Genomic DNA, 12,085 nt, shown 5'->3' on the forward strand with positions numbered 1-12,085 from the left:
TCAAGGGATCTTATTTATTTTTCAAGCTGGCTTAAAAAACCAGTTACTATTTTTAAATCGTCAAAATCGCTTCGTACTCCATTTATCTCCTGATAGGTTTCATGTCCCTTTCCGGCGATGAGTATAATATCATTTGGCTGCGCCAGTTGACATGCCGTTTTAATGGCTTGCCTTCTGTTAACAACAGTCATTGTTTTTTTGAAATTTTGAGGTTCAACCCCCTTTTCTACTTCTTCCAGAATCTTCTCTGGATCTTCTGTACGTGGATTGTCACTGGTGAAAATTACCCGGGTACTCAACTCTGAAGCGATGTGCCCCATTATAGGCCTTTTTGTCTTGTCCCTGTCTCCGCCACAACCTACAACCGTGATCAATTCCTCGTTTTTTGTACGGATAGAATTTATTGTTTCCAATACATTTTTAAGAGCATCGGGAGTATGGGCGTAATCTACAATTGCAGTGATCTTTTGTTTAGAGATCACATATTGAAACCTTCCGCTTACCGAATTTAATTCACTGATAAAACGAAGATTCTCCTGTGTTTCCAAACCTAAGAGTTCCCCGGTGGCATAAATGGCTAAAATGTTATAGGCATTAAAATTCCCTATAAGTTTTGACCATAGATCGTGACCGTTCACTTTCAGCAATAACCCGCTAAATTGATTTTCCAGTATCTGCGCAGTATAATCGGCATAGGATTTTAGGGCGTAGGTGTATTTTTTAGCTTTTGTATTTTGAAGCATGACCTCTCCGTTCTTATCATCGGCATTGACCAGCGCAAAAGCAGCAGCCGGAAGCTGATCAAAAAAGGATTTTTTCACATCCCTGTATTCTGCGAAGGTTTTATGATAATCTAAATGATCATGAGAAAGATTGGTAAAGATTCCGCCTGCAAACTCCAATGCGGTAGTTCTATCCTGAGCAATTCCATGCGAACTAACTTCCATAAAACAGTATTCAACACCCTCTTCATTCATTTTCTTTAAATAAGAATTTATGGTAAGGGAATCGGGGGTGGTATGCGTTGTTGGATAAGTGGCTTCTGCAATTTGAACGGTAACAGTTGAAAGCAATCCCACTTTATAGCCTGCTTTGGTAAATAAATGATATAATAAAGTAGCAATGGTGGTTTTCCCATTGGTACCTGTTATACCCACAAGCTTTAAATTAGCCGAAGGATTGTCATAATAATTGGCAGCCATAAAAGCCAGTGCTTTCTGGGAATTTTCAACCTGAACATAGGTGATTCCATCCACAATATCCTTTGGCAACACTTCACAAATGATGGCTAAAGCACCTTGATTAACCGCCTTGGTAATGTATTCATGCCCATCTGAAAGTGTTCCTCTCACGGCCACAAAAACATCATTGAACTCAACTTTTCGGGAATCAAACTGGACCGCGTTAATATGAACTGAAGTTTTTCCAACAACAGCTTCCATTGAAACCCTATACAATATGTCTTTTAGTACTTTCAACTTAAACTAAGTGCTACTTTTTGATTATTCCTGATTTTTTCTCCCGGAGGAACCGACTGGTTTTTCACATTCCCATCCCCTGTTATTTCTACTTGTAAGCCAAGGTTTTCCAGCAGGGAAATTGCATCCATAACCGGCATCCCCACAACATTTGGCATTCGTTGTTTTACTTCCCTGGAGGCGGCAAAATATTTCTCAAAATCTTCAGAAATATCATCATGATTTACTTCAAGGGATTCCAGTTCATCCTCTACCGGAGTATCTGTATAAATTTTTTGAGCGATTCTTTTAAAAACAGGTCCGCTAACGTCTGCACCATAATACCCGATACTGTTCTTAGGCTTATGGATAATCACTATGCTTGTATATTTTGGATCTTCAGCAGGAAAGTATCCTACAAAAGAAGAAATATAGCGCCGGTTTGAAGCCCAGTCATCCATCCAGTATTCGGTTTGTGCAGTTCCGGTTTTACCAGCCATTGAAAAATTAGGGGAATACAGACTTTTTGCGGTACCGTGTTCAACCACGTTTTTAAGCATTGCCTGCACCTTGTCTATTGTTTCCTTTGAGCAAATGGCAGGGTTGATAATTTCCAGGTCATTTCGAACTATGGTTTTATCCCATTCCTTGATCTCTTTAATAAACCTTGGTTTTACCATGACGCCGTCATTTGCGATAGCATTATAAAATGTAAGGGTTTGTAATGGGGTGATTTGGATACTTCCATATCCATACGCCATCCAGGGAAGGGAAATCGCCGACCAGGTTTTATCACCCGGGCTTGGTATATAAGGAGTTCCTTCTCCTTTTATAGAAATTCCAAGTTTTTGGTTAAGATTCATACGGTTAAGACCGTCTATAAATTTTTGAGGCTTGTCCTTATAATTGTCGTATATAAGCTTAACGATCCCAACGTTTGAAGAAACTTCAAAAGCCTTCGCGGCAGTAATTTTTCCATAACCACCGTGTTTTGAATCCCTAACTTTAGCCCTTCTTATGGTCATGATCCCATTTTCCGTATCTACCACGGTACTGGTATCTATCACTTTATCTTCCAGCGCAACAACCATCGCCATCAATTTAAATGTGGAACCCGGCTCATGAGTTTCCCCTACCGCATAATTCAGCTTTTCAAAATAAGTACCCTGAGAGGTTCTTCCCAAGTTCGAAATAGCCTTGATCTCTCCGGTTTTAGTTTCCATAACCACCACAGTTCCGTGATCTGCCTCATATTTTTCCAACTGTGCCAACAATGCGTGATGTGCTATATCCTGAATATTAACGTCTATGGTAGAAATAACATCATAACCATCTTTAGGCTCGACTTCATTATTATCACTAATGGGTTTCCACTGGCCTTTGGCAATCTTTTGCTTTAGCCGGTGCCCGTCTGTTCCCTGTAAAAAAGGACTAAATGCCCCTTCAAGTCCCACCCGGGTGGAATAACCCTGTTCATCTTTCCTGTCGTAACCAACAGTCCTGGCAGCCATTCCTCCAAGAGGGTGCTCCCTAACTGTTCGTTGCTCTGTAATCATTCCTCCTTTATAAGTCCCCAAATTGAACATTGGAAAACTTTTTACTTTCAAATATTCTGAATAACCTAAACCTTTTGCAATAAACAGGTACCGGTGTTTATTAACCCTTGCTGTACGCAAGGTTTGCGACCAATAGGATGGGTTTTTACCCAACATTGCGGCCAGACTTTTTGAAAGTGCTCCTATATTTTCTTCGAAATTTTTATCTGAAACAGTAACCGCATCAAAACGGATATCATATTTAGGAATAGAGGTTGCCATTAGATTCCCGTTCACATCATAAAGATTCCCCCTGTTTGCAGGAATAGTGAAATTCCTGAAGGTTCGATCTTCTGCAAGCTGTTTATATTTATCACCTTCTACAAACTGAATATTGAGCAACTGTATAGCTACCGCCACGGCAAATATGAACAGGCATCCTGCTACAAAATACAAACGGTTTAATATGTGCTTTTCGGTTGTTGCCACTGCTAGTCTTCGGTTATTTTTATTTTTATCTTGTACGGAGGCGTTTCTGAAGGCTTCACCCCTCTGTTCGACATTTTAGCGGTAAGGGTAGATTCCATTTTGAGTTTCATCAATTCCGATCTTTTTTCTACAAACTCACTTCGCAACTCCCGCACTTCATTATTTAATTTGGCAATAGAATGCACTTTACGCTCTGCACTGTGTGAAAAAGCGATCATTACTATGGCCAAAAAGGTGCAGAAAACTATAAACCGCCAGTTCTTAAAAGCATCATTGCTAATAAGAAAATTCGCCTTTAATATCCCGTAGATTCCTTTTTGCATTTCTTTTCTATTTCTTATTCAGAAAAAATCCACTTCCTGAATTGAGCTTACAACTTTTTAGCAATTCGAAGTTTAGCACTTCGGGCCCTGTTGTTTCTGTATATTTCTTCGGCAGTGGGAACTATAAGTCCTCCCGCTTTTTTAAATGGAACCGATATATTTCCGAAGAAATCCTTTTCCGGCTCCCCTTCAAAAAGACCACTCCTTATATATCTTTTAACCAGCCTGTCTTCCAGGGAATGGTAGGAAATTAGACTCAGTCTCCCCCCCTTTTTTATAAGGTCCTCCGTTTGCAGCAAAAACTCTTTTAAAGCTTCGATTTCCTGATTAACCTCAATCCTGATAGCCTGATATATCTGAGCCAGTATTTTATGTTCTTTCTCCTTGAATAAAAAGGGCCGAAGGATTTCGTTTAAACGTTCACTGCTTTCAATAGGAGATTCTGTTCTTGCCTTTACGATTTCCGAGGCTAGCCGTGGAGCGTTCCGCAAATCGGCATACTCATAAAATATCTTTTTTAAATGATCCTCATCATATTCATTAATCACCTCAAAGGCACTCAGGCTACTTTTTTGATTCATTCTCATATCCAGTTTAGCTTCAAAACGGGTAGAAAAACCGCGTTCTGCAACATTAAACTGATGGGAGGAAACCCCAAAATCACCTAAAATCCCATCCACTTCCTTCACCCCGTAAAATCTCAAAAACCGTTTTATGAATCTGAAATTTTCATTTATAAGAGTAAATCTGGGATCGTCAATTTTATTTTCAAGCGCATCAAGATCCTGATCGAAGGCGTAAAGTTTTCCCTTTTCTCCCAATCTACTCAAGATCAATTTAGAATGGCCACCACCACCAAAAGTGACGTCTACATAAACACCATCCGGCTTTATGTTTAGGCCATCTACAGACTCCTTTAGCAATACAGGGTTATGATATTCCATTAAATTCATCATTTCCCATGACTTCTTCGGCGAGATCGGCAAAATCATCGGCCGCAGCGTCAATGGCATTTTCATATTTATCTTTATCCCAAATCTCAATAATGTTGATCGCCGAAGACAAAACAATCTCCTTATCGATTTTGGCAAAACTCACAAGGTCCTTTGGGATCAACAATCTTCCATTAGCATCAACTTCCACGGTTTTCACACCTGCAGTGAACCTCCGGATGAAATCATTATTATTCTTTTTGAATCGGTTCAACCCATTTACCTTTTGCATAAGCTTATTCCATTCATCCATTGGATATAGCTCCAGACACGGCTGAAAAACAGAGCGTTTCAAGACAAATCCATCCTGCAAAAGTGGGGACAATTGCTTTTTTAATGCTGAAGGAACCATTAACCGGCCCTTAGCATCAACTTTACATTCGTATGTCCCTATCAGGTTTACCACTTCAATTCTTTAAGTATCAAATATATTGAAATTATTACCACTTTCTACCACTTTCTACCACTTTGTTGATAAGTTTCTCCACCTACTTGACTGAAACACTACTAAATAGCGCTAGTTCATTAGATTTCAGCACCTTGGTTTCCCGGGAAGAAAATTTGACTTTTTTTTCAATAATACATCCTGTTTTCAGCACAAAAGCTTTAGGTGCAAGAAGAATGGATTACGTAAAAAATGATTATACTTGTGCTTAAATCGCTATATTTGCGATTGCAAACCGCAAAGGGCATAGATGGAAAATAATTTACAAAAAGAAGGAAAGTTCACATACCTTGAAAAAGGAGAAGGACCTCCAATAGTTATCTTACATGGACTTATGGGCGGATTGAGTAATTTTGACGGAGTGGTAGATTACTTTCCGAAAAAAGGATATAAAGTCATTATCCCGGAATTACCATTATACAGCATGACACTCTTGCAAACAAGTGTTCAAACATTTGCAAAATATCTTAAAGATTTTTTAAAGTTTAAAGGATATAAGGATGTTATTTTGCTTGGCAATTCCCTTGGTGGCCACATCGCATTACTTGGAACCAAAATGTATCCGGAACTTGTAAAAGGATTGGTGATTACAGGAAGCTCGGGCTTATATGAAAATGCCATGGGCGAAAGTTACCCGCGCCGCGGAGACTACGAATTTATCAAGAAAAAAGCTCAGAATGTCTTTTATGATCCCGCAACTGCAACCAAGGAAATAGTAGATGAAGTGTATGTTACAGTAAGTGACCGTAACAAATTAATCAAAACTCTTGCTATTGCAAAAAGCGCGATTCGCCATAATATGGCAAAAGATTTACCGAAAATGAAAACCCCTACCTGCATCATTTGGGGTAAAAATGATAATGTTACACCTCCCGAAGTAGCTCAGGATTTTGACAAATTGTTACCAGATTCCGATCTTTACTGGATCGATAAATGTGGACATGCCGCTATGATGGAACACCCTGATCTTTTCAATGAATTACTGCACAACTGGTTGCAAAAAAGAGGATTTTAAGACGCTTCAAAATGAAAATAAAATCTTCTGAATTTGTTATAAGCAACAGTGAAGTCAGCAAATGTCCTGACAGCAAACTTCCCGAATACGCATTTATTGGCCGAAGTAATGTAGGGAAATCCTCCCTTATCAATATGCTTACCGCTCGTAAAAGTTTAGCAAAAACATCGGGAAGGCCCGGAAAAACTCAACTTATAAATCATTTTTTGATCAATAGTGAATGGCATCTGGTAGACCTTCCCGGATACGGGTATGCCAGGGTTTCCAAATCCATAAAAAATACCTTTCAAAAATTTATAACTGCTTATTTTGAACAAAGAGAACAAATGTTGTGTGCGTTTGTTTTAATAGACAGCAGGCATAATGCCCAGGCAATAGATTTGGAGTTTATGCAATGGCTTGGAGAACATTCTATCCCCTTTTGCATCATATTCACAAAAGCAGATAAACTTAAGCCAAAAGCTTTGGTGCGCAATATTGAAGCCTACAAAAACAAAATGCTGGAGTTCTGGGAGGAAATGCCAAAGCATTTTATCACGTCGGCAGAAAGCGGTGTTGGAAGAGAAGAAGTGCTTGAATATATTGAAAACCTAAATAATCAATTCATAAAGTAGCCCGCACAATTTTTTTCTGAAACGAATCACGGATCAATTATTTCAATATCCCTTATTTACATCATCTATTTACATCATCGTATAATTGATGTCTGAATTTTGAAATTCAGGCAACAAAAAAACTGTCAGAAAAAATGATTTCCAACAGTTTTTTTTGTAATAAAATCAAACTTTATACAACCTATAATGCAGCAACGTGTTTTGCAAGTTTAGATTTAAGGTTAGAAGCCTTATTATCATGAATGATGTTCTTCTTAGCCAATTTATCTATCATAGATACCACAGATGGATAAAGTGTTTCAGCTTCTTTCTTATCGGCCTCGCGCAATTTTTTGATCGCGTTTCTGGTAGTTTTATGCTGGTAGCGGTTACGTAGACGTTTTACGTCATTGCTACGAATTCTTTTTAACGCTGACTTATGATTTGCCATTACAAATAATTTAATTAAATTTTTTAAAGTAGTCCGTAGGGGAATCGAACCCCTGTTACCAGGATGAAAACCTGGCGTCCTAACCCCTAGACGAACGGACCATTATCGTTACAAAAAGGAGCCTACCTTTCGGCAGACACACTTGCCTCTCAACAAGCTGTTGCAATTTAAAATTGCTATCGTAGTCCGTAGGGGAATCGAACCCCTGTTACCAGGATGAAAACCTGGCGTCCTAACCCCTAGACGAACGGACCATTTTTTCTTTAACGCGGATGCAAAAATACAACTATTTTTTAATGCCGCAAATGTTGATCTATCTTTTTCTGAAAAAAATGCAAAATAGATAAAACCTTATTTTTTTGAGCATCGCAAGAATATTTCAAATCAACTTTAAACGCCTAATTATTAGCCTTCCCACAGTGCTAGGTACAAATTCATCTAATTTATAGCCGCTTTGTTTTTTTGATGAATTTGGAAATCCCGAAACCTCTTCAGGTAAATAAGAAAAAAATGCTCCCTTCAAAAAAGAATAAACATCATTTCTTAATAAGCTTTAATAAGCCTTTGCAAATAGAACTCTTTGAGAGGAAGGATTTCCTGTTAGGATACATTTCCCATCTTCCATTTTGCCATCTATTGGGATAAGTCTTATGGTAGCTTTTGTTTTATCTTTAATCTTCAACTCGGTTTCTGAAGTCCCATCCCAATGAGCAGAGATAAATCCACCTTTAGTTTCCAGAACCTCTTTAAATTCCTCAAAATTTTCAACTTCGGTAATATGAGAATCCCTGTAATTCTTTGCTCTCTCAAATAGGTTTTCCTGAATCTCTATCATTAACCCCTTCACTTTTTCCACTACCATGTCCTGAGGAACGACCTCTTTGCTTAAAGTATCTCTTCTGGCAAGCTCTACGCTGCCCTTTTCCAAATCCTTAGGCCCTATTGCGATTCTTACCGGGACGCCCTGTAATTCATACTGTGCAAATTTCCAGCCCGGTTTGTACGTATCCCGATTATCAAATTTTACCGAAATCCCTACTTCTCTAAGTTTTTCGGCCATCTCATTTGCTACTACCGAAATTTGCTCCAACTGCTCTTCCCCTTTGTAAATTGGAACTATAACCACCTGAATAGGCGCCAAATTTGGTGGCAAAACCAACCCCTGATCATCACTATGCGTCATGATAAGAGCACCAATCAATCTGGTTGAAACGCCCCAGGAAGTAGCCCATACGTATTCCTGCTTTCCTTCTTTTGATGTGAATTTCACATCAAAAGCTTTCGCGAAATTTTGACCCAAAAAGTGGGATGTCCCGGCCTGAAGAGCCTTTCCATCCTGCATAAGCGCTTCTATACAATACGTTTCCAGGGCTCCTGCAAAGCGTTCATTTTCTGATTTGACCCCTTTTATCACCGGGATAGCCATAAAATTCTCGACAAATTCAGCATAAATATTATTCATTTGTTCCGCTTCGGCTATCGCTTCCAATTTGGTTTCATGAGCGGTGTGCCCCTCCTGCCATAAAAATTCAGCAGTCCTTAGGAATAATCTCGTACGCATCTCCCAACGAACAACGTTTGCCCATTGATTGATAAGAATAGGCAAATCTCTGTATGACTGCACCCAACCCTTATAGGTATTCCATATAATCGCTTCAGAAGTAGGCCTAACAATGAGCTCTTCTTCCAGTTTTGCCTCGGGATCAACGATGAGTTTGGACGGGTTATCCGGATCTGTTTTTAGCCTGTAATGAGTTACTACCGCACATTCTTTGGCAAATCCTTCTGCATTTTTCTCTTCAGCCTCAAAAAGACTCTTGGGAACAAAAAGTGGGAAATAGGCATTTTGATGACCTGTTGCCTTGAACATTCTGTCTAATTCTGCCTGCATTTTCTCCCAGATCGCGTATCCATAGGGCTTTATAACCATACATCCGCGAACAGCCGAATTTTCGGCTAAATCTGCAGTTACTACTAATTCGTTATACCACCGGGAATAGTCTTCCTTACGTGTAGTTAATTTCTTACTCATTTTCTATATATTGGCATAAATATTGCAACTTTTAACAATGTTGTGTCTATGTTAAAGGTGCAACTAGTTAGCGCAAAACTAACTATTTTTGTAATGTTCAACAATAAAAAACACAGCTAATGGAACTTTCTAATATTATTTTAAAGAAGATACTTTTTTTCATGGCTCCTGTGTCTTTTCTTTTGTTGGCATCTTGTGGCTCCTACGAGTATTCCGGTTATGAACGTGACGGGATTTACGGAGAGACCAATCGCACTTACCAGGAGCAGGAACAAAATGCAACCCAAGACAGCAACAGCAGTTATTATAAAAATTTATTTTCAGAAGAAGTAGCACTTTACGGCGAAGTACTCGCTGAAGGTGCCATCTTTACAGATGTTGAAGGATATACCTCTACAGGGGACTATGATCCTTCTAATGCAAATCAATCCAATTATCAGGGCGGTAATGCTCCCTGGGGAGAGGATCCAGACCAGTACACGGTCAACTTTTACAATTTAGGATTTAATGGTGGTTTATACAATCCCTTTTGGGGAGGTGGAATTTACGCGTTTGATCCTTATTGGGGGCCTGGCTTTTATGGTCCAGGATTTTATGGGCCAGGATATTGGGGCCCTTGGGGTATAGGAAGCAGAGGATTCTTTCCAAATCATTTTGGATTCGGATTCGGTGTCCACCCTTTTATTTATGGAGGATATGGGTATTACAATCCGTATAATTTCCACGGAAACAGATACGATAATTACAGGAATAACGTTGCCTATAATACAGGTAGAAGAAATTCTGTTTCAAACTTTAGAAACAACAGGGTAGAGAATTTAAGAAATGCAACCTCCTTAGGTGATAGGGGAAGAAGCTCCAGTTACTCCAGAAGTATTCGGAATTTGAGAAATTCAAACGACGATTATGGAATTTCCAGAAGAACCTATTCCAGAGAATATCAAACCAGATCCAATACAAATAGTCCTTACAGATCAAATCGATCAGGGACGATCAATAGATCATCCCGAAGTGGCGATACGTATTCCAGGTCTTCAAATAATACCAGAAGCTCCGGAACAGTAAGGTCTTCATCACCAACCAGAAGTTCTGGTACGGTTAGAAGTTCAAGTAATACCGGTAGAAGTTCCGGTAGTACCAGATCATCTTCAGGAGGAAGTTCTTCCAGAGGAAGAGGAAACTAAAATAGGATTTAAAAGTGATTTAAAATTTTATGAAAAATCTATATACCTTAGTCATAGCCTTATTGGCTATGACTTTTTCACAGGCACAGGATATTACTGATGCGGTAAGATATTCTTCAGAAGAACTTACAGGGACTGCAAGATTTAGAGCTATGAGTGGTGCCTTTGGGGCGTTGGGCGGAGACCTATCTGCACTGGATATAAATCCAGCAGGATCGGCTGTTTTTTTGAACAGTTTCGCTACGGTTACTCTCAATTACAATCAACGAAATAACGATACCCGATATTTCAACGGAATCACCTCCAACGAAAATTCTGAGATCAATTTTGACCAGGCAGGAGCTGTTTTGGTTTTTAACAGTAGGGATCCTGAAACCAAATGGGGGAAATTTACTTTAGGAGTTAACTATTCTCAAACCAACAATTTTGATGATAATTATGTTGCCCTTGGAACAAGCTCTACCTCCATTGACGAATATTTTTTAGGGTATGCCGATGGAATTCCACTGGAGTTTCTTGAAACCCTTGAAAATGAAACCATAACCGATCTTTATCGATTTTTGGGTGAAGATCAGGGGTTTGGCGCACAACAGGCATTTCTTGGATTTCGGGGCTTTATTCTAAATCCTGTTTCCAACGATATAGAAAACACTTCATATACTTCAGCACTAGGATCTGGCAGTTTTAATCAGGAATATTCGCTTGCTTCCACAGGGTTAAACGGAAAATTCTCTTTTAACTTTGCTTCAGAATTTAATGATTTTCTCTATTTAGGAGCCAACTTAAATTCCCACTTTTTAAATTACGATCGGGGAACGCGCCTTATTGAAACAAACAATAACCCTGGCAGCGAAACAAACGAAGTTATTTTTACCAATAATTTGAGCACCACCGGAAATGGATTTTCTTTCCAGCTGGGAGGCATCGCTAAATTAAATGAAACTTTCAGGGTAGGACTTTCTTACGAATCCCCAACCTGGTTTACAATTTCCGAACAAACAACCCAGCGTTTGGAGACCTTTAGCAATGAATTCAATGAAAGGATTGTGGTAAATCCTAATGTTGTAAATATATATCCAGATTACAGATTAAAAACCCCAGGAAAACTAACCGGAAGTTTAGCAGTTTTATTTGGTACGACCGGGCTTATTAGTTTCGATTACTCCTATAAAGATTATTCCAGTACAGAATTACGACCAACCGGTGATCCGGAATTCATGTTTCAAAACAATTTGATTTCTACTGATTTAAAAGCTGCATCAACCTATAGATTTGGCGGAGAATATAGATTGCAGGACTGGAGTTTAAGAGGTGGATACCGTTTTGAAGAAAGCCCTTATGAAAATGAAGCAACCCTTGGCAATCTAAATGGCTATTCCCTGGGTTTAGGCTATAACTTTGGAAATATTAAACTAGACTTGGCCTATGATAATACTAAAAGAACAGATAATCCTCAATTATATCAGGTAGGTTTAACCAACCAGGCGAATATACAAAGGGATTTTTCCAGTGTCATTCTTTCCTTAAGCTTTGGAATTTAAATTAATAAACAGTCCGGACTTCAACCAA

Annotated in this window: 11 protein-coding genes and 2 tRNA genes; 4 read left to right on the top strand and 9 right to left on the bottom strand. The window is 38.9% G+C overall.

What is annotated here, in order from left to right:
- Positions 1–14 precede the first annotated feature (14 nt).
- The 5 genes from GILLI_RS07410 to mraZ are packed head-to-tail and all read right to left on the bottom strand — an operon-like array spanning position 15 to position 5,202.
- Positions 15–1,478 (bottom strand): UDP-N-acetylmuramoyl-L-alanyl-D-glutamate--2,6-diaminopimelate ligase, encoded by a 1,464-nt coding sequence (locus GILLI_RS07410; protein ID WP_006988476.1) that lies wholly within the window; start codon positions 1,476–1,478, stop codon positions 15–17.
- On the bottom strand, positions 1,475–3,481 hold the full coding sequence (locus GILLI_RS07415) for a penicillin-binding protein (RefSeq protein ID WP_006988477.1): 2,007 nt from the start codon (positions 3,479–3,481) through the stop codon (positions 1,475–1,477). Before GILLI_RS07415 ends, GILLI_RS07410 begins: the two co-directional genes overlap by 4 nt.
- A 2-nt stretch (positions 3,482–3,483) precedes the next feature.
- Positions 3,484–3,804, bottom strand: a complete 321-nt coding sequence (locus GILLI_RS07420) for an FtsL-like putative cell division protein (protein WP_006988478.1) — start codon at positions 3,802–3,804, stop codon at positions 3,484–3,486.
- A gap of 47 nt (positions 3,805–3,851) precedes the next feature.
- Positions 3,852–4,748: a 16S rRNA (cytosine(1402)-N(4))-methyltransferase RsmH gene (rsmH, locus tag GILLI_RS07425; protein WP_006988479.1), complete on the bottom strand. Its 897-nt coding sequence runs from the start codon at positions 4,746–4,748 to the stop codon at positions 3,852–3,854.
- On the bottom strand, positions 4,735–5,202 hold the full coding sequence (gene mraZ / locus GILLI_RS07430) for a division/cell wall cluster transcriptional repressor MraZ (protein WP_006988480.1): 468 nt from the start codon (positions 5,200–5,202) through the stop codon (positions 4,735–4,737). Before mraZ ends, rsmH begins: the two co-directional genes overlap by 14 nt.
- Positions 5,203–5,491: 289 nt before the next feature.
- On the opposite strand from mraZ, the gene GILLI_RS07435 reads away from it, so the two are divergent.
- Complete coding sequence (locus tag GILLI_RS07435; RefSeq protein WP_006988481.1) at positions 5,492–6,256, top strand: alpha/beta fold hydrolase; 765 nt, start codon at positions 5,492–5,494, stop codon at positions 6,254–6,256.
- Between the two features lie 11 nt (positions 6,257–6,267).
- Entirely contained in the window at positions 6,268–6,870 is a 603-nt protein-coding gene (yihA, locus tag GILLI_RS07440; RefSeq protein ID WP_006988482.1) for a ribosome biogenesis GTP-binding protein YihA/YsxC, read from the top strand.
- A 181-nt stretch (positions 6,871–7,051) separates the two neighbouring features.
- Here the strand turns inward: yihA and rpsT are convergent, their stop codons facing one another.
- The 4 genes from rpsT to proS all read right to left on the bottom strand — a co-directional run bounded on the left by rpsT (position 7,052) and on the right by proS (position 9,332).
- Positions 7,052–7,300, bottom strand: coding sequence for a 30S ribosomal protein S20 (rpsT, locus tag GILLI_RS07445; RefSeq protein WP_006988483.1), 249 nt, complete (start codon positions 7,298–7,300; stop codon positions 7,052–7,054).
- Between the two features lie 29 nt (positions 7,301–7,329).
- Positions 7,330–7,401 (bottom strand) — tRNA-Glu (locus tag GILLI_RS07450).
- 81 nt (positions 7,402–7,482) lie between these two features.
- Positions 7,483–7,554: transfer RNA gene (locus tag GILLI_RS07455), tRNA-Glu, on the bottom strand.
- Positions 7,555–7,853: 299 nt separating this feature from the next.
- Positions 7,854–9,332, bottom strand: a complete 1,479-nt coding sequence (gene proS, locus GILLI_RS07460; protein WP_006988484.1) for a proline--tRNA ligase — start codon at positions 9,330–9,332, stop codon at positions 7,854–7,856.
- 119 nt (positions 9,333–9,451) lie between these two features.
- Between proS and GILLI_RS07465 the strand changes: the two genes are divergently transcribed.
- Positions 9,452–10,516, top strand: a complete 1,065-nt coding sequence (locus GILLI_RS07465) for a hypothetical protein (RefSeq protein ID WP_006988485.1) — start codon at positions 9,452–9,454, stop codon at positions 10,514–10,516.
- A 29-nt stretch (positions 10,517–10,545) separates the two neighbouring features.
- Positions 10,546–12,057 (top strand): OmpP1/FadL family transporter, encoded by a 1,512-nt coding sequence (locus GILLI_RS07470; RefSeq protein WP_006988486.1) that lies wholly within the window; start codon positions 10,546–10,548, stop codon positions 12,055–12,057.
- The last annotated feature ends 28 nt before the right edge of the window (positions 12,058–12,085 follow it).

This window comes from Gillisia limnaea DSM 15749 (assembly GCF_000243235.1).
GTDB classification, from domain to species: Bacteria; Bacteroidota; Bacteroidia; order Flavobacteriales; family Flavobacteriaceae; genus Gillisia; species Gillisia limnaea.

What these genes read in the sequence shown, in the direction of transcription:
- GILLI_RS07470 (WP_006988486.1), top strand. Translation starts at nt 10,546, where the DNA reads ATGAAAAATCTATATACCTTAGTCATAGCCTTATTGGCTATGACTTTT.
- rsmH (WP_006988479.1), bottom strand. Translation starts at nt 4,748, where the DNA reads ATGGAATATCATAACCCTGTATTGCTAAAGGAGTCTGTAGATGGCCTA.
- GILLI_RS07465 (WP_006988485.1), top strand. Translation starts at nt 9,452, where the DNA reads ATGGAACTTTCTAATATTATTTTAAAGAAGATACTTTTTTTCATGGCT.
- GILLI_RS07435 (WP_006988481.1), top strand. Translation starts at nt 5,492, where the DNA reads ATGGAAAATAATTTACAAAAAGAAGGAAAGTTCACATACCTTGAAAAA.
- rpsT (WP_006988483.1), bottom strand. Translation starts at nt 7,300, where the DNA reads ATGGCAAATCATAAGTCAGCGTTAAAAAGAATTCGTAGCAATGACGTA.
- GILLI_RS07420 (WP_006988478.1), bottom strand. Translation starts at nt 3,804, where the DNA reads ATGCAAAAAGGAATCTACGGGATATTAAAGGCGAATTTTCTTATTAGC.
- yihA (WP_006988482.1), top strand. Translation starts at nt 6,268, where the DNA reads ATGAAAATAAAATCTTCTGAATTTGTTATAAGCAACAGTGAAGTCAGC.
- proS (WP_006988484.1), bottom strand. Translation starts at nt 9,332, where the DNA reads ATGAGTAAGAAATTAACTACACGTAAGGAAGACTATTCCCGGTGGTAT.